The organism is Paeniglutamicibacter sp. NPDC012692 (assembly GCF_042901625.1).
In the GTDB taxonomy this organism is placed as follows: Bacteria; Actinomycetota; Actinomycetes; order Actinomycetales; family Micrococcaceae; genus Paeniglutamicibacter.
Map to the genome: position 1 here is coordinate 64,752 of NZ_JBIBDE010000001.1, position 16,856 is coordinate 81,607.

The window sequence follows — 16,856 nt, forward strand, 5'->3', positions numbered from 1 at the left end:
CATGAACGTAAAAATCCATGCCAACTCACAAGCAATGGCGAACTGGCTTGAGCGGGTAGTTAAGAGCCTTGGAAACCACAGTGATCGCCTGAACGCCATCAACATATTCCCAGTGGCGGATGGCGATACCGGAAGCAACCTCTACCTGACAGCACGGGCAGCTCACGATGCCATTTCCAAATTGGAGACGGAGAACATCGGCGAACTCTTGACCATGGCCTCGCGTGCCGCGATGGAATCGGCGCGGGGGAATTCCGGGACGCTACTTGCGGTGTTCCTGGCTGGCTTGGCCGAGCCGCTATGCGGAGTCGAACGGCTCACCGCTCCGCTTCTTGCAACGGCATTGGAACGCGGCAAGGTACGGGCGTGGTCCGCACTCAGCGAGCCTGTGGCGGGCACGATGCTATCGGTGATGGAGGTTGCGGCGAATGTCGCCCGTACGATGCACCGGGCCAGCGTTCTCGAGCCAGCGAGCAAGGCAGCGCTCGCGGAGATTCTAGAAGCCATTTGTGTTGCAGCCGAGGACGCGGTGGTCGCCACCGAATCCGAATTGGGTGTCTTGCACGAAGCCCAGATCGTGGATGCGGGCGCAGTCGGAATGCTCATCATCCTGGATGAACTGCGCGGCGCACTCCAAGGCCACGTATTCGACCCGGATGAATACGCCCAATTCCACGGCTACGACATCCAGGATCCGCATATCCACCAAGGGGTATCGAACGGGACCGGCGTGGAAGTCATGTGCACCATCAACCTTGATGCCTTGGGGGCAGCCACCCTACGTGGGCAGCTTGATGCCTTGGGCGACTCGGTGATCATGAGTCCTGTCAACCCGACCAGCGAGGGATACCGCTGGAGGGTTCACGTCCACGTGCCGGCAGCTGAGGATGCGCTGAACGCCATTCGAGGTGTCGGTTCCCCGGTGAACGTATCGATCACCGATCTTTGCACCCACGATGGCTGACCTGGACTTAGTTTCAACAACGCCATTGGAGCGAGTCCTCGGAGGCGCTACGGCCAAGAAGGTCCAGCAAGCCTTCGGGTACGAAACCGTGGGACAGATGTTGGGACATTTTCCGCGCCGTTACATGGAAGTCGGGGAGCTCTCAAAGATCTCCGAACTTCCCATCGGCGAGGAAGTCACGATCGTTGCCCAGGTTGAATCCATCAACCAACGACGAATGCACTCGCGCTCTGGATTCCTGTTGCAGGTTGCCGTACGCGACGCCCTCGGGCCGGAACAATCAATGCTGAAAATGACGTTCTTCAATGGCTACGAGGCAAAGCGGGATCTGCAAGTCGGTGCAACAGCCATGTTCAGCGGCAAGGTCACGCTTTATCAGAACCACCTGGAATTGACGCACCCGGAGTATTCCCTTTTGGAGGCAGCCGAGGAGGCGGATCCGAGGCCCATTCCCATCTACCCGGCGACGGCGAAGTTCCCCAACAAGAAAATCCGTGACGTGATGTCGCTGATCGTGGCGGGCACCAACGAAAGAGGGTTTCCGGAGTTCATTCCGGAAACGGTTCTGAAGAAACAGCGTCTGTCGCCTCGTGCAACGGCATATGCAGAAATCCATGGGCCCGAAAACCTCGCCCAGGGCTACGCGGCCCGGAAGCGTTTTGCCTTCGAGGAAGCATTCCTGCTGCAGCTGGCTCTTCTGCAGCGGCGGGCACACCGTCGCTTGCAGCCTGCCATCGCGCGAGTGGGCCGCAGCGACGGGTTGCTGGCGGCGTTCGAACGGACACTGCCGTACACCCTCACGGAAGGGCAAATTCGGGCCGGCACAGAGATCGCCGAGGACCTTCTTCGTGGACACCCGATGAATCGCCTGCTTCAGGGCGAGGTCGGTTCTGGGAAGACGTTGGTGGCCTTGCGGGCCATGCTTCAGGTCATTGACTCAGGCGGGCAAACGGCATTGCTGGCTCCGACTGAGGTCTTGGCGCAGCAACACCACCAATCCATCCGAAAACTCTTGGGAGACCTCGGAAAGCTGGGGGAGCTAGGCGCCGGTCCGTTGGCCACCAGAGTCGACCTGCTGACGGGGTCCGCCGCGGCCGGCGAAAGGAAGCGTGTTCTCCTGGGGGCTGCCTCGGGTGAAACCGGAATCCTGGTTGGTACCCACGCCTTGCTTTCGGACGTGGTGAGCTTTGCGGACCTGGGTCTGGTTGTCGTCGACGAGCAGCACCGCTTCGGCGTTGAGCAACGCGACCTCCTGCGATCGAAGGCAGAGAACCCTCCGCACATGCTTGTCATGACGGCCACCCCTATTCCTCGGACTGTGGCCATGACCGTGTTCGGGGACCTGGAGGTCAGTATGATGAAGTCGCTCCCGCCGGGCCGCGCGCCCATATCCACGCATCTGGTTCCGCTTCAACTTCCCCACATGCAGGCCCGGCTTTTTTCGCGGATGGCCGAGGAAGTTGCAAAGGGCCACCAGGTCTATGTCGTGTGCCCGCGGATCACCGAAACTGCAGTCGAGGACGATGCGCCACCGGTGCTTGCGGATCTATTGGAACCCAATGGTTCAGGCAGCCCGGTGGCGGCAAAACCCGCCTCCATGACCGTCGAGAAGATGATGGACCTACTTGCCTCGATGCCCGCCTTTGCGGGTACCGAGATAAGGCAGCTTCACGGGCGCATGTCCAGCGAGGAAAAGGCTGCCGCCATGGGTGCCTTCGATAGCGGCCGTGCCTCCATTCTTGTCTCTACAACCGTCATTGAAGTCGGTGTTGACGTTCACAACGCAACATTGATGGTGATTGTCGACGCCGAAAACTTTGGAATCTCGCAACTGCACCAGCTGCGTGGCCGCATCGGCCGTGGTCGCCATGCAGGCACGTGTTTGATGACCACCTGGTTGGACGCGGAACATCCTTCGGTTTCCCGTCTGCGCGCGGTGGAATCAACAACCGATGGATTCCTTCTGGCGGAATCGGACCTTCAAGAGCGCCGAGAGGGCGACATCTTGGGAGCAAGCCAGTCAGGTTCGCGTTCAACTCTCAAAGTGCTGAGGGTAATCAAGGACTCAAAACTCATCGCGCGGGCTCGCGACGCCGCGGAGCAAATCGTTGAATCAAGCCAAGGCTTGAACGCATACCCATTGCTGCGCAAGGCAGTTGAGGAATGGGTGGACGAAGACATGCAGGACTTTTTGGAAAGAGGATAAGTAAGAAATGAGTCGAATAGTTGCCGGTGCCGCAGGAGGACTTCCGCTGAAAAGCGTTCCCGGGGATTCCACGAGACCCACGACGGACAGGGTCAAGGAGGCCCTATTCTCCAGGCTGGAAAGCTACGACGTGCTGACCGATGCCCGTGTCCTGGATCTCTACGCCGGCGCAGGATCGTTGGGCCTCGAGGCGGCAAGCCGTGGGGCCCGTTCGGTCCTGTTGGTTGAATTGGCGCCGAAAGCTGCCGCGGTGTGCCAAGCCAATGCGGGATTGGTCAACAAGGCACTTCGAAGTGACATCGTAAGTGTGAGGCGTGGCTCCGTAGATACGGTTTTGGATTCGTTCGCGCCGACCGCCGGAGTGTCAGGCGGTAAGAGCTGGGATTTGGTCTTCATGGATCCGCCATATCCCATGACCAATGAGGAACTGGCCAAGACTCTTGAAAAGGTGGCACTGCTCCTTGAGGAACATTCAACTGTGGTGGTTGAACGTTCCTCAAGGTCAGAAGAGCCCATTTGGCCTGCGGGCCTTACTCGATTCGCCGAGAAAAAATACGGCGAAACACGACTATGGTTTGCCGAACCCGTCCAGGTCGGCTCCGAATAGAACCGTTCCTGGATGCGGGCCGGCCGCGCGGAGCCGTTCGACGAGCCCCAGGTCAATTTTCGATTGGGTGGCCGCCAAGATCATGTTGCCGGGGTATTTCCGGGAAAAGATTTCTGTTGGGGCACTAGCCATGATCGACCTGAAAACTCCAGACAGAGCCCTGATTTGAGTGTCGGCGAAGGCAAACGGTGGATCATCACCGACGTTGACCAGGACCATACCACCGTCCTCGAGCAGGTCGTTCATCTCGGAGTAGAATGCCGGCACGGTCAGATGTCCGGGTGCCCCCGAACCGCTGAAAATGTCCAAGACTATGACATCGAATTTCCTGTCTACTAGCTCGTGAGTGAGAACTTCACGCGCGTCGCCGATCAGGGTCGAGAGATTCTCCGGATGGTTCAGCGGGAGTGATTCAAGGACAAAGTCAAGGAGCTCACGTTCCAAATCAACCGCGACCTGTGTGCTGCCGGGACGAAGCTGCTCAATGTAGCGGGCAAGCGTCAACGCGCCAGCGCCCAGATGAAGCACCCTTAGTGGTTTGCCAGGCTGGCCAACCTCGTCGACGAAGTTGGCCAGCCGGCGCAGGTATTCGTAGAAGATCTCATCCGGATGCGCGACATTGACATGGGACTGCTCCGCGCCGGCCAATGAGAGCACCCATGCCCCCGGTACGAAAGTGTCTTCCTCCAAAGTCGCATGTGCACCCAGGTTGCTCATCCAACGGGAAATGGGGCTAGTCACGCTAGTTTCCTATCTTCGCGGTCAATTGTGACAGGCGTTCCGCTGCCTCGGTAAGTACCTCGAGCTTCTTGCAGAATGCGAATCTCATCAGCGTCCGTGTTCTTTCCGCGCCGTCCTCATGGCAAAAGACCGAAAGGGGGATTCCCGCCACCCCGATCGAGGCCGGCATTTTCCGCGCAAGGTCGAGGGCGTTGGTGAACCCCAACGGCGCCACGTCCGCAACGATGAAGTACGTCCCCTGCGGCCTATATACGCTCATGCCTGCAGCCTCGAGACCGGCCGCCAAGACTTCGCTTCGGTTCTGCAAATCCTTGGCGAAGCCGGTGAAGAATTCGGTGGGTGATCCCAGTGCCTCAGCAACCACGGGCTGGAAAGCCGAGCCCGAGGAGTAACTGAGGAACTGCTTGACGGTGCGCACTGCGGCGACCAACTCTGCCGGACCGCTGGCCCACCCGACCTTCCACCCGGTGAACGAGAAGGTCTTGCCGACGGACGAAAGGGTCAGTGTCCGCTCCCAGGCCCCGGGCAAGGAGGCAATGGGCGTGTGCGCGACACCAAACGTCAAATGCTCGTAGACCTCGTCCGAGAGAATGAGGCAGTCATGTTCCGTGGCAAGTGCGACAATTTCTGCCAAGACTTCCCGGCCGAAAACCGCACCGGTGGGATTGTGCGGGTTGTTCAAGACGATCATTTTCGTACGCGGGTTGAAAGCGGCCCGAAGTTCAGCGATGTTCGGCTGGAACATGGGCGCATTCAGGGCAACGGTCCTGTGGATACCGCCGGCAAGCCCGATTGTCGCCCCATAGGAATCGTAAAACGGCTCGAAAGTGATGACTTCGTCGCCTGGTTGGACAAACGCCAGGATCGAGGCTGCGATAGCTTCGGTGGCACCCGTTGTGACAACCACCTCTGTGTCAGGGTCAACTGTGATCCCGTAGAAACGCCATTGATGCTCGGCGATCGCAACCCGCAAAGCGGGTATGCCGCCACCGGGGGCATACTGGTTCAGGTTTCCCGCGATCCCTTGGGCGGCCCGATCCTTGAAGGCCGCCGGGCCATCGGTGTCAGGGAATCCCTGGCCAAGGTTGATGGCATCGTGTTTTGCCGCCAGGGTCGTAATTTCCTCAAAAATGGTGACGCCAAGCTGACCAGACGTTGATAAAAGATTGGCGCCGGCTGCCGTACGCTGCCATGGCAAATTGAATGTGGGCATGATCCATTATCCCGATTCTTGGCCCGATCATCAGCCGGTGACGTGACGCCACGACACGACGCAATGCTCGGCTCGTTCAGGCATCTACTGCGAGCCTGCCTTTGATAGATTGCTGAGTATGCGTAGAGCCGTCTGCCCCGGATCCTTTGACCCAATCCACAATGGTCATGTAGAGATCATTGCCCGTGCCAGTAGCCTCTTTGACGAGGTGATCGTGGCGGTTTCCACCAACTATGCAAAGAAGTACAAGTTCGAGGCCGCCGACCGCCTGGAAATGGTGCAAGAAACCATTGGCGGGCTTCGTGGCGTAAGCGTTCAACCCATGGGGGAGGGGCTACTTGCGGACTTTTGCAGGGAGAACGGCGCGGACGCCATCGTGAAGGGCCTGCGTTCAACCGTGGACTATCAATACGAAATTCCCATGGCCGTGATGAACCGCCATCTCACGGGGGTTGAAACGGTTTTCTTGGCGGCCGACAACAGGTATACCCATTTGTCATCTTCGCTCTTGAAAGAAGTGCAGTCACTGGGAGGGGACGTTTCCGATTACTTGCCGCGCACGGTGCTCAAACGCTTGAACCACGGGTAGCAATGGGAAATTGGTGTTTCGTAGTTTGTGTAATTCATGAAGTAAAGTCGAATCCATGAGTACAAGCAGGCGCGTCATCAAAGCAGTCATCCCAGCAGCAGGCCTCGGAACACGTTTCCTTCCGGCCACCAAAGCCATGCCGAAGGAAATGCTGCCGGTTGTCGACCAGCCAGCGATCCAGTACGTTGTCGCCGAGGCCTCGCGGGCCGGGCTCACCGACATGCTGATGATCACTGGCCGCAACAAGCGCGCCTTGGAAGACCACTTCGACCGAGTGCCTTTCATTGAGTCCACGCTCGAAGCCAAGGGCGACCTGGAAAAGCTGCGCTCGGTTCAGGAAGCCACCGAACTAGGCGACATCCACTACATCCGTCAGCGTGATCCGAAGGGCCTCGGGCACGCGGTGCTATGTGCCAAGCAGCACGTCGGCAATGAGCCGTTTGCCGTTCTGTTGGGTGACGACCTTATCGACGAACGCGACGAACTGCTGTCCGTCATGATTGATGTCCAGGAGAAGACCGGCGGATCGGTCATCGCCCTGATGGAAGTGGATCCTGAACAAATCAGTGCATACGGCTGTGCCGACGTCACGGCCGTCGACGGTGCCGAATATGTGACTGTCAACGGTTTGGTTGAAAAGCCCGCAGTCGAGGATGCCCCGTCAAATCTTGCCGTTATCGGCCGCTATGTGCTCCATCCGCGCGTGTTCTCTGTCTTGGAGGAAACTGCGCCGGGCCGAGGCGGCGAGATTCAGCTCACCGACGCGCTGGAAACGCTGGCGGTTGCGGACGGAGAAGGCTCCGGCGTCCACGCAGTGGTCTTCCGTGGACGTCGCTACGACACCGGTGACAAGCTCAGTTACATTCAGGCGGTTATTTCGCTGGCCGCAGAGCGCAGCGACATCGGCCCTGGGCTTGTTCCTTGGCTTAAGGATTTCGTAGCGGGCCTCTAAAATAGAGACTTGTCAGCGAGGCTAACCCAGCTTTCTCACAGGGGAACTGGTTAGCCTTGCTTTGTTTGTGCGACAGTTGCCAAGTGACCAGTAATACCGCTGAGTGCTTGGCAACTAGTTCTTGTCTAATGGAGACGTTGATTGACTGACAATAGAAATTTCCGCGGCGGCTACGAGCCCCGACGACTGCAAGCACCCAAGAAACGGACCGGCTTGGTGGTTTTAGCCAGTTTTGTTGGCTTGGTGCTGATCGCATCGCTAGCCGCAGGCGGGTACGTCATGAATCTCGCCAAGACCTTTAATGACAAGACCCAAGTTATTGCGTCGGCGTTTCCCGAAGAAAATCTCCGACCTGTCAAGAGCCCTGACGACGGATCGATCAACTTCCTCTTGCTCGGAGTAGATCATGGTGCCGACGGAACCGAGTCCAGTGATTTGTTGAAAGGTGGCGGCACCGATCAGCGTTCCGATTCCATGATGCTGATGCACATTCCGGAAGATCGGAAGGGTGTTTACGTGATGTCCATCATGCGGGACCTCTGGACCGATATCCCGGGGCATGGACGGCAAAAGATCAATGCATCCATGTCATTGGGTGGTGTGCCCCTCGCTGTTCAGACAGTGGAAGGCATGCTTGATACCAAGATCGACCATGTCGCAATGATTGACTTCGACGGTTTCAAAGAACTCTCCACGGCGCTGGGTGGAGTGACCGTCAAAAACGACATTGAATTCTATTCGACCGACAAGTACAAATACCACTACCCCGTCGGTGAGATCACACTCAAGGGTAACGAAGCATTGCGCTTTGTCCGCGAACGCAAACCGTTTATTGACGGCGACTACCAGCGCGTGCGAAACCAGCAAACATTCATCAAGGCAGTCATGAGCGAGATGCTGTCCAAGGACACGCTGACGAATCCTGGCACTATCTACGAGGTGATTGACAAGGTTTCCCCGTATCTCTCATTCGATAACGGATTCGATGCTGCGACGGCCGCAGGCTTGGGCTTGCAGCTCAAGGATCTGCGTGCATCAAACGTGAAAATGTTCACGCTGCCGACTGCAGGAGTCGGAACTTCGCCCGACGGCCAATCGATAGTCTTGCGTGATGAAGCAGCACTTGTGCAGATCGGTGAGGCTCTGCGGACTGACACCCTGCGTGACTATCTGAAGACTGCACCCCCAACCGAGTAGTTTCCTGATAGGTGGATCGCCGAGAATGGTTCGATGTCGATCGAAGCGTTGAGATACCGCACTATCTACTAGAATCGAAAGGGTCTGCCTCCTTCGGACAGACTCATAATCAGCAATATACGAGGTAAGAAGACACATGACAGCTGCCGAATATGCGGAGCAGCACAACCTGCACAGGGTTGGTGCACGTCCGAGTCTGGTGAGCTATCTAAAGCAAGCCTGGGCACGACGTGACTTCGCCTACGAACTCGCCCGAAGCCGCATACAGGCCAGCAACCAACAGAACCGCTTGGGCATGCTTTGGGTCGTTCTTCGCCCAACGCTCAACGCCCTGATGTACGGTGCCATCTTTGGCATCTTGCAGGGCGGCAACAAACCGGCGGACTTCCCCGTTTACGTTGTCATTGGCGTGTTTCTCTTCGAGTTCTTCTCCGATTCAATGACTCAGGGCGCGAAATCCATCACCGGGAACGCATCGCTGGTGCAGTCATTGGCATTCCCGCGTATCACGCTGCCTTTCTCTGCGGTCATGCAGCAGTTCTTGACACTAATCCCCATGCTGGGCGTGATGTTCGTTTACTGCCTGATCCTGGGTACCACTCCCAAATGGTCGTGGTTCATGCTCGTGCCATTGCTAATCGTGCTGACTTTGTTCAACACGGGGGTCGCGTTGATCTGCGCCAGGATTACCGTGCATGTTCGGGACTTCACTCAGTTCCTGCCCCTGATCACTCGAATGCTTTTCTACACGTCCGGTGTCCTCTTCGGCGTCGACAAGATCTTGAAGGCGTCTCCAGTGCTAGTACACCTCTTTGATTTCCACCCGATCTATCAGGCGCTCCAGATCGCCCGCGGTTCAATCATGGACAACGCCCACTACCCCGCGTTCTACTGGATCGTCCTGAGCGTTTGGGCTGTTGTCGTGTTTGTAGGCGGAGTCATCTACTTCTGGACCGCTGAGGAGCGTTATGGTCGAACTAATTAGCTTTGATGATTTGATAAACCCCCGATTGCATGCGCCCCGTCAGGCTCATCCAGAACTCGGGGGAACCCAGCAGCCACCGGCTGCGAGCGAGGGAACACCGTTGGCAGAAGCACCATACACCACGGCACAGGACCGGGGCGAGACCCGTCGCCCAGTTGTTGTCGTGGACGATTTGCATGTTAAGTACCAAGTCTATTCAAGCGGAAAATCGGTGGGAACCGCAGGCGCTCGACGCCTTCTGGCCCCATCAACCCGAGGCATACGGGAAGTCCACGCCGTCAAGGGTGTTTCTTTCGTCGCGTATGAAAACGAATCGATCGGAGTGATCGGATCCAACGGTTCCGGCAAATCGACCCTGATGCGCAGCATCGTGGGGCTCACGCCTCCAGCCAGTGGGTCCGTGTACGCATCGTCACGCCCGAACCTCTTGGGCGTCGGTGCAGCGTTGATTGCCGATCTTTCTGGTGACAAGAACATCACACTAGGCGGGCTAGCTCTGGGGTACAATCGCAAAGAAGTCGACAAACTTCGCGAGGACATCATCAAGTTTGCCGAACTTGAAGAATTCATTGATCTTCCAATGCGTACCTACAGCTCAGGCATGTCGGCGAGACTCAAATTTGCAATTGCCGCTTCAAAACAGCATGAAATCCTCATCGTAGACGAAGCGTTGGCCGTCGGTGATGCTCGCTTCCGCAAGCGAAGCGAAGCCAGGATCCGCGAGATTCGCGAAAACGCGGGCACGGTTTTTTTGGTCTCGCACTCCATGAACTCGATCCTCGATACGTGCAACCGCGTCATCTGGATCAACAAGGGCGTTCTCGAGATGGATGGCGACGCCAAGACCGTGGTCGATGCATACAAGGCAAGCAAGAAGTGACACCTGCACAGACGCCGGGGGTTTCCTACGTGATGCCGGTGTTGAACGAGGCCGACTACTTGCGCGATGCGGTTCATAGCATCCTGAATCAGGATTATGCCGGCGACAAGGAAATGATTCTTGCTCTTGGGCCCAGCGTCGACAAGACCGATGAAGTTGCGGCCGCACTCGCGGCCGAAGACTCCCGGGTCCGTTTGGTGGAGAATCCGCGCGGACGTACCCCCATTGGATTGAATCTCGCGATCAAGGCTTCAAAGCATCCGATCGTCATACGCGTCGATGCCCACAGCGAGTTGGAACCTTCATATACGGCACGGGGCATTGAGACTATGTTCCGTGTCGACGCCCATGATGTCGGCGGCCTGATGGATGCGCGCGGAAAGAATCCCCTGCAGCGCTCGATTGCTGCCGCATACCATTCCCCTTGGGGATTGGGCGGCGCGGCTTACCATAGCGGTGCGCCCGAAGGCCCGGCAGAGTCGGCTTACCTGGGCATCTTCCGTCGCGAAGTCTTTGACGAGGTCGGGTTCTATGATGAATCGCTTTGGCGTGCACAGGACTGGGAACTGTGCCTCCGAATTCGCCAAGCGGGACACAAAGTGTGGTTCGATCCGGAATTGCGCACCGGATACTATCCACGCGACGAGTTCGATGCCTTGGCCGCGCAGTCGTATGCCTCGGGTGTTTGGCGCGGGGAACTTGCACGCCGTTATCCCGCCGGCAAATCCCTCCGGCATGACTTGCCACCGCTTATGGTCGCGGGAACCGCGATCGGATCCCTGGCAGTGATCATTGAGCCATTCCTGGGACGCAAAACCAAGCCAACCGTCCGGCTGCTCTGGAAGCTGGCGAAGCTTGCTCCGGTGGCGTATGCGGGGATGGTCGTCTATGCGTCGGCCACAGCCACACGTGCTTCCACCAAGGAAAAATTCTTGATGCTTCGAGTCCTACCCACCATTCACTTCCCATGGGCGATTGGCTTCGTCAAGGGGCGCCTCAAGGGCGCCCAGGGCACCCTGGACAAGGGGAGGGTCCGTTCATGAGCTACAACTCACCCCCGCGCCCCAAGAATCCGTCCCTTGAACAGTTGCGGGCCATCTGCCAACCACCCGAGGTCCGCTCCCGCCGAAACGCCGAGCATTGGACGGCAGAGCTCTATCTCCGCCATATTTCGATCTATCTGACGGCAGTACTGGTCCGCACAAGAATCAGCGCCAACGGCGTCACGGGCCTCATGATCCTTGCCGGTTGGCTGATGTCGTTTGCCCTGCTGATCCCTGGTATCTGGGGGCCGCTGCTGGCGGTCGTACTTTCCCAGGTGCAGCTTTACTTTGACTGCAGCGATGGTGAGGTCGCCCGCTGGCGGGGGACCCAATCGCCCAGGGGCATCTTCATCGACATGGTGGGCCACCACACCACGGAAGCCCTCATTCCGATTGCACTCGGGTATCGGGTATTCCGTGAACTCCAACTGCAGGGTGTGGACGCCGCGCAGGCCTGGCCCACTTTGTTTGTGGCCACCTTGCTTTCGGTCCTTCTGGTGTTGAACCGCTCGCAGAGCCTCATGGTGCATGCGGCGCGCAGCATGGCCGGATTGGGCAAGCTGCCTGACACCGCCGAGGCACGCTCCATATCGTCCGCCAGCCTTGTTGGCAAGCTGCGTTCCGCGGCTCGATTCCTTCCATTTCACAAAATGCTCCATGCCGTGGAACTGAGTCTGTTGATTCTACTCATGTCAGTAGTTTCGCTGATTGTAGGGACACCGGGCATCGCGGAAAAATGGATGATCTGGATCCTGCTTCCAGCAGTCTTTTTCGTCAACATAGGCCACTTCATTGCGAGTATGGCCTCGTCCAGGTTGCGGTGATCCAGCAATGAAGGAATCGACAAACCTGCCCACCGTTGGTGTAGTCGTCCTGACAATGGGGAACAGGCCCACCGAATTGGACCGGGCATTGAAAAGCCTCCTGGGACAACGAAACGTCGACCTTGACGTGGTGGTCGTTGGCAACGGCTGGAACCCGACCGGTCTGCCCGAAGGCGTGCGCGGACACTTCCTGGAATCCAATATTGGGATCCCCGCGGGGCGCAATGCAGGTGTGCCCTGGGTTTCCGGGGAGTTCCTGTGTTTCCTCGACGACGATTCGTGGTTCCTGGACGACGATTTCCTGGATGATGCCATCTCCCGTTTCACCAAATACCCCAAGATGGGACTGCTGCAGCCGCGAATCACGGATCCGGAACGAACCGACGACCCTACCCGATGGATCCCACGGCTAAACAAACGCACGGCTACGGATTCCAGCAGGGTGTTCCATGTTGGTGAAACTTGTTTGGTCATGCCACGGGCGGTCTTTGACCAGACCGGGGGATGGGCAGGCGGTTTCTGGTACGCGCATGAGGGTATCGAACTTGCCTGGCGCGTCTGGGACACCGGACACCATGTTTGGTATGCAGGCGACATGCGCATCGGACACCCGGTTATTGATCCGCGCCGCCACGAAGAGTTCTATAGACTCAACGCCCGAAATCGGGTCTGGTTGGCTCGACGGAACCTCAGATGGCCATTTACCTGGGCCTATGTCACAAGCTGGGGACTCTTGGAATGCCTTCGGCTTCGACGTGAACCCGGAGCAGTCCGCCAATACACAAGCGGTTGGCTGGCGGGGTGGCACGACAGTCCTTGGTATGCTAAACCACGACGAAAACTCAAATGGTCGACTCACCTGCGGATGATGTTGGCCGGACGGCCACCCATCATTTAATCCCTCATACTCCACGCACGTCTTGTGTGCCGGAAAAGTCACTGGAGCGCTTCATGACAAAGACGATACTTACATACGGAACTTTCGACTTGTTCCACGTCGGGCACTTGAACATTCTCAAGCGTCTGAAGGAACATGGCGACCGACTCATCGTTGGCGTATCCACCGACGAGTTCAATGCGATCAAGGGGAAGAAGCCTATCGTCCCCTTCGAACAACGCATCGAAATTGTTCGAGCCATTAAGTACGTTGACGAAGCAATCCCGGAAAACAACTGGGAACAGAAGCGCTTGGATATCGTAAAATACGATGTCGACGTTTTCGGCATCGGAGAAGACTGGAAAGGCAAGTTCGATGACCTTGGCGACAAGGTCGAAGTTATCTACCTGCCACGGACATCTGGCATTTCCACGACCGAGTTGAAGAGAGTTCTGAGTGCTTTCGATGAACGCCACGTTGCCAAATTGAAAGACACCCTCGATAGCATCAGCCAGATCGTCAAGGAACTCAGCTGAGCTAGTTTGCTGGGTCTTCGATGGCCTGCTTTGCCGCTCGAATGAATCGTTCGGTTCCTGTTCCCAGCGATTCTGCACCGAAAACACGTTCACGTAAGGCTGCTTGGCCTTGCGGAATTGGAGCAGCGGCTACTTCAGCAACGAGCTCGGCAATTTTTCCGACATTCTCAGGCCCAATGTGCCTGAGTGCTTCAACGGTCTTTTGAGTTGAAGGACTATTCCTCGACTGCCGCCGCATTGCATCGCTCATGGATAGCAGGACGGGCTTATCGAGGCCAACGGCATCCATCGTCATTGCTGAATTATCGGCGATGATCACGTCGCTGTTGAGCATTGCTGCCGTCGCATCCGAGGTACGGTCTGTACGGTGACCTGCGAGTGGATCAAGTGCAGCTGCCTTGCTTACCCTATCCTCAACGTGGTTGAGCGCCTTTCGCGTTTCTTTTGACCAGGTTCCGGATTTAGGATGTGGCCTGAATACGACCGTGAACCGTTTGTCACTGAGCAGTTCTTCAATGACTGCAGGTCCGATGCTCGGGAGGGATCCGTATGCCATATGCCGGCTGTCGCCCTCCCATGTTGGAGCGTAAAGTACTTCAATTCGCGAAGTGTTCCTCTGTGTTGGATTCTCTAGCCGACTATCCAACTGGGGGCGCCCAATAGTGGCGAGTCGGTTTGTATCAAACCGTCGAATAGAGGACCTAATCCTTTCCACAGCAGCATCTCCAGCCACGAATGCAAAGTCATATGCCTTTAGTTGATTCGACACCATCGAAATCTTGTCGCTCTCCCCATGGTTCAAGTGAATGTGGGTGGGCGACGTGATGCGAAGGGCAGTGAAATTGGCTTGAGAATTGTTGACGTAGAAAACACCACGAACGCGACGTTCAAGCACAAAATTTTCATACGATTCCATGGACCGGGTCAGGAAAATGGGCAAGCTAGTCTGCTTGGCAAGCTCCCGTGCAACAAACGGATCGGCGATCACGAAACCAACGGTTTGGGCGTTGCTTGACAGCGATTCCAAGGGTTTGATCCATTGAGTGACCTGGTAAATCTGTTCGAGCGGATCGGCGAAATAGACTACGAAATCACACGTCTCCCCGAAGGGAAGAGAGGTCCTGTTTAGGTTGCGTCTAATGGATGACTCGTGAATGGAACCATTCACCTTTCGAGCCGTCATTGTTGCTATCCGCATGAGTTTAGAAAAGTAGTGCACTGTCACAGACTAGTCTCATTGGTGAGAAATGCCATCGTGGCACATGCCGTCATACGCTTCATCGTTCACTAGACTTGTAAGGCAGACGTGCGGGGCAGGTCTGAATGCACACGAAGTGAAACACAAGGAGCGAATTGGATGTCACGATGGAAGGGAAACTTGGCGCGCCTTGTACCTGACTGGAAGTGGCGACTACTCGTTGACCTGACCAACAGGCGGACACAGACTGCTCACTTATCGCTTGAAGAAATCAAGCGCCGAGAATTTGTTCGATATAGCCAAGTTCTCGCCAAATCGGCTGCACAAGTCTTCGAGCGAGAACAAGGTGCCTACATATCACCCGCCGATTCGAAACCACTCAGGATGCAGCTTGAAGCAATGGGGGCCGTTGTTCTCCCCATTGACCGTCAAGCCGTTTCGCCCAACATAATATCTACGTGGACCGTTGCGTCGAAGGAGTTGGTTGGCCGTCGTCGTGACCTAGCCGAAGCGTTTGGCGTGAGGTTGTTTGAAACGCATGATGGACTCAAACCGTTTCAACCGAATGTCTTGGACTTCGTCGACCCAATCGACATGGTTTACACGTGGGTCGATGGAACGGATCCGGACTGGATCGCCAAACGCGATCGCCACGTGGATTCCAAGGAAGACAATGCTCTTCCAACTGCCGCATCAGACGCCCGATTCGTGTCGAACGACGAATTGCGCTACTCACTTCGTTCCGCCGAAGCCTTTTTGCCCTGGGTTAACCACATCTACCTCGTGACTGCTGGCCAGAGACCGGAATGGCTTGTTGCGGACCACCCAAAACTGACGGTGGTTAGTCACGAAGAGATTTTCCGGGACCCTCAGAACCTCCCGACCTTTAACTCGCATGCAATCGAATCGCAACTTCACCACATCGAGGGTCTTTCAGAGCATTTTCTGTATATGAACGACGATCTTTTCTTCGGAAAATCCATGCATCAAAATTCTTTCTATTCAGCACAGGGATTTTCTGTTTTCTCCACCTCGGAACGTAGTTACAAAACCGATATTAAAAACAATCTACCGATCAATCTTGCTGCAAAAAATAATGCAAAATTAATTGAGGAAACATTTGGACTTAAGGCTACGTTAAAGTTCAAACACGTTGCACATCCACAGCGCAAGTCACTGTTGTCAACTATCGAACGCAACCACCCCGAGCAAGTGGCTCAGACTGCGGCCGCCAAATTCAGAAGCTCGTCAGATTTGTCGATTCCGTCATCGCTTGCGCACTATTACGGTTCTGCCGTAGGCAGTGCCATAGGTAAGGATGTCTCGTATTCCTATGTCGATTTGGGAGCAAAGAACGCCCAGATGAATCTTGTGAAACTCTGTTGGGGTGAACGTCCGCAGATGTTCTGCCTGAACCAGGTCTCGGGTACGAAAGAAGATCTCATGCGGCAGAACGCAGCACTGGAGCATTTTTTGGAATACGCCTTCCCATGGAAGTCTTCGTTCGAAGTCTAAGGTCGGCCCGTATGCCCTTGTACTTGCTGGCACGGTGCGGGAATCCCGGAGTGTGCATTCGCAGAGTCGGACTATGAAGATTGGTACCGATGTGATTTTGCGTTCAGGTCCAAGCCGCTGATGGTCACTTTTCCTCGGCCCATGGCGGACGCCTACAGCAGGCTGAATGCGCTGACACCTTGCGACGGTGTCTTTTGCATCGAGATTTGTCTGGAGGCTGCGCGGGCCGGTTGGTTCTTTCACACGCCAGGTGCCTGCTTTCGGGTTTGGTAGGGATGCTGACCGGTGGATGGTCCGCGACCCGGAGATCTCTTGTCTCGGTCTCGGCTTGTTCTGCGAAGCGCTTTCGAATGCAGCTGGCCAGGGTTCTTCTTGGGAGGCCCGGCCTGAGGCCTGTGTAGCAGACGAAGGGTTGCTCTGAGATGCCAGAGCGGCGGAACACATGGCCACCTCTTGTGATGCTGGTGAGCGCGACTTCTACGCCTTCTTGTTGCGGCGTTTTTCTGCAGGCATTGCCACAGTGCCGGTT

The 16,856-nt window shown here is 56.5% G+C and carries 16 protein-coding genes; 13 read left to right on the top strand and 3 right to left on the bottom strand.

The window, feature by feature from the left end; all coding sequences use genetic code 11:
* Window position 1: 1 nt before the first annotated feature.
* Genes ACFY5D_RS00225 through rsmD form a run of 3 tightly spaced genes read left to right on the top strand, consistent with a single transcriptional unit; the run spans window position 2 to window position 3,777 of the window.
* Window positions 2–964 carry a DAK2 domain-containing protein gene (locus ACFY5D_RS00225; RefSeq protein WP_387523378.1) on the top strand — a complete coding sequence of 321 codons (963 nt, stop codon included), beginning with the start codon at window positions 2–4 and terminating at the stop codon, window positions 962–964.
* Window positions 957–3,170, top strand: coding sequence for an ATP-dependent DNA helicase RecG (locus ACFY5D_RS00230; RefSeq protein ID WP_387523380.1), 2,214 nt, complete (start codon window positions 957–959; stop codon window positions 3,168–3,170). Before ACFY5D_RS00225 ends, ACFY5D_RS00230 begins: the two co-directional genes overlap by 8 nt.
* Before the next feature lie 7 nt (window positions 3,171–3,177).
* Window positions 3,178–3,777, top strand: coding sequence for a 16S rRNA (guanine(966)-N(2))-methyltransferase RsmD (gene rsmD, locus ACFY5D_RS00235; protein WP_387523383.1), 600 nt, complete (start codon window positions 3,178–3,180; stop codon window positions 3,775–3,777).
* On the opposite strand, the gene ACFY5D_RS00240 is transcribed toward rsmD, so the two are convergent.
* Together ACFY5D_RS00240 and ACFY5D_RS00245 are read right to left on the bottom strand one after the other, a co-directional pair.
* Window positions 3,739–4,518: a spermidine synthase gene (locus ACFY5D_RS00240; protein ID WP_387523386.1), complete on the bottom strand. Its 780-nt coding sequence runs from the start codon at window positions 4,516–4,518 to the stop codon at window positions 3,739–3,741. The two genes, rsmD and ACFY5D_RS00240, sit on opposite strands and share 39 nt — an antisense overlap.
* A gap of 1 nt (window position 4,519) precedes the next feature.
* Entirely contained in the window at window positions 4,520–5,731 is a 1,212-nt protein-coding gene (locus ACFY5D_RS00245) for an aminotransferase class I/II-fold pyridoxal phosphate-dependent enzyme (protein WP_387523389.1), read from the bottom strand.
* A gap of 118 nt (window positions 5,732–5,849) precedes the next feature.
* Here ACFY5D_RS00245 and coaD point away from each other — a divergent pair, with 118 nt between their 5' ends.
* From coaD to ACFY5D_RS00290, 9 genes are all read left to right on the top strand, one after another.
* The gene (coaD, locus tag ACFY5D_RS00250; RefSeq protein WP_387523392.1) at window positions 5,850–6,320 is read left to right on the top strand and encodes a pantetheine-phosphate adenylyltransferase; all 471 of its coding nucleotides are present in this window, start codon (window positions 5,850–5,852) and stop codon (window positions 6,318–6,320) included.
* 55 nt (window positions 6,321–6,375) lie between these two features.
* Complete coding sequence (gene galU, locus ACFY5D_RS00255; protein ID WP_387523395.1) at window positions 6,376–7,272, top strand: UTP--glucose-1-phosphate uridylyltransferase GalU; 897 nt, start codon at window positions 6,376–6,378, stop codon at window positions 7,270–7,272.
* A 141-nt stretch (window positions 7,273–7,413) separates the two neighbouring features.
* Window positions 7,414–8,469, top strand: coding sequence for an LCP family protein (locus tag ACFY5D_RS00260; RefSeq protein ID WP_387523398.1), 1,056 nt, complete (start codon window positions 7,414–7,416; stop codon window positions 8,467–8,469).
* A gap of 136 nt (window positions 8,470–8,605) precedes the next feature.
* A complete protein-coding gene (locus tag ACFY5D_RS00265; RefSeq protein WP_387523401.1) occupies window positions 8,606–9,454 on the top strand; it encodes an ABC transporter permease in 849 nt (282 codons plus the stop codon).
* Entirely contained in the window at window positions 9,438–10,334 is an 897-nt protein-coding gene (locus tag ACFY5D_RS00270) for an ABC transporter ATP-binding protein (protein WP_387523404.1), read from the top strand. Before ACFY5D_RS00265 ends, ACFY5D_RS00270 begins: the two co-directional genes overlap by 17 nt.
* On the top strand, window positions 10,331–11,377 hold the full coding sequence (locus ACFY5D_RS00275; RefSeq protein ID WP_387523407.1) for a glycosyltransferase family 2 protein: 1,047 nt from the start codon (window positions 10,331–10,333) through the stop codon (window positions 11,375–11,377). Before ACFY5D_RS00270 ends, ACFY5D_RS00275 begins: the two co-directional genes overlap by 4 nt.
* Complete coding sequence (locus tag ACFY5D_RS00280; RefSeq protein ID WP_387523410.1) at window positions 11,374–12,201, top strand: CDP-alcohol phosphatidyltransferase family protein; 828 nt, start codon at window positions 11,374–11,376, stop codon at window positions 12,199–12,201. Before ACFY5D_RS00275 ends, ACFY5D_RS00280 begins: the two co-directional genes overlap by 4 nt.
* Window positions 12,202–12,208: 7 nt before the next feature.
* Entirely contained in the window at window positions 12,209–13,099 is an 891-nt protein-coding gene (locus ACFY5D_RS00285; RefSeq protein WP_387523413.1) for a glycosyltransferase family 2 protein, read from the top strand.
* A gap of 53 nt (window positions 13,100–13,152) precedes the next feature.
* Window positions 13,153–13,614: an adenylyltransferase/cytidyltransferase family protein gene (locus tag ACFY5D_RS00290; protein WP_387523416.1), complete on the top strand. Its 462-nt coding sequence runs from the start codon at window positions 13,153–13,155 to the stop codon at window positions 13,612–13,614.
* Window position 13,615: 1 nt separating this feature from the next.
* Here ACFY5D_RS00290 and ACFY5D_RS00295 read toward each other — a convergent pair whose 3' ends face one another.
* Window positions 13,616–14,833 carry a CDP-glycerol glycerophosphotransferase family protein gene (locus ACFY5D_RS00295; protein ID WP_387523419.1) on the bottom strand — a complete coding sequence of 406 codons (1,218 nt, stop codon included), beginning with the start codon at window positions 14,831–14,833 and terminating at the stop codon, window positions 13,616–13,618.
* 138 nt (window positions 14,834–14,971) lie between these two features.
* On the opposite strand from ACFY5D_RS00295, the gene ACFY5D_RS00300 reads away from it, so the two are divergent.
* Window positions 14,972–16,327, top strand: a complete 1,356-nt coding sequence (locus ACFY5D_RS00300; RefSeq protein WP_387523422.1) for a stealth conserved region 3 domain-containing protein — start codon at window positions 14,972–14,974, stop codon at window positions 16,325–16,327.
* The last annotated feature ends 529 nt before the right edge of the window (window positions 16,328–16,856 follow it).

Excerpts from the sequence above, each read along its gene's own strand:
- ACFY5D_RS00225 (WP_387523378.1), top strand. The coding sequence starts at position 2 with ATGAACGTAAAAATCCATGCCAACTCACAAGCAATGGCGAACTGGCTT.
- ACFY5D_RS00230 (WP_387523380.1), top strand. The coding sequence starts at position 957 with ATGGCTGACCTGGACTTAGTTTCAACAACGCCATTGGAGCGAGTCCTC.
- rsmD (WP_387523383.1), top strand. The coding sequence starts at position 3,178 with ATGAGTCGAATAGTTGCCGGTGCCGCAGGAGGACTTCCGCTGAAAAGC.
- ACFY5D_RS00245 (WP_387523389.1), bottom strand. The coding sequence starts at position 5,731 with ATGCCCACATTCAATTTGCCATGGCAGCGTACGGCAGCCGGCGCCAAT.
- coaD (WP_387523392.1), top strand. The coding sequence starts at position 5,850 with ATGCGTAGAGCCGTCTGCCCCGGATCCTTTGACCCAATCCACAATGGT.
- galU (WP_387523395.1), top strand. The coding sequence starts at position 6,376 with ATGAGTACAAGCAGGCGCGTCATCAAAGCAGTCATCCCAGCAGCAGGC.
- ACFY5D_RS00265 (WP_387523401.1), top strand. The coding sequence starts at position 8,606 with ATGACAGCTGCCGAATATGCGGAGCAGCACAACCTGCACAGGGTTGGT.
- ACFY5D_RS00270 (WP_387523404.1), top strand. The coding sequence starts at position 9,438 with ATGGTCGAACTAATTAGCTTTGATGATTTGATAAACCCCCGATTGCAT.
- ACFY5D_RS00280 (WP_387523410.1), top strand. The coding sequence starts at position 11,374 with ATGAGCTACAACTCACCCCCGCGCCCCAAGAATCCGTCCCTTGAACAG.
- ACFY5D_RS00285 (WP_387523413.1), top strand. The coding sequence starts at position 12,209 with ATGAAGGAATCGACAAACCTGCCCACCGTTGGTGTAGTCGTCCTGACA.
- ACFY5D_RS00290 (WP_387523416.1), top strand. The coding sequence starts at position 13,153 with ATGACAAAGACGATACTTACATACGGAACTTTCGACTTGTTCCACGTC.
- ACFY5D_RS00300 (WP_387523422.1), top strand. The coding sequence starts at position 14,972 with ATGTCACGATGGAAGGGAAACTTGGCGCGCCTTGTACCTGACTGGAAG.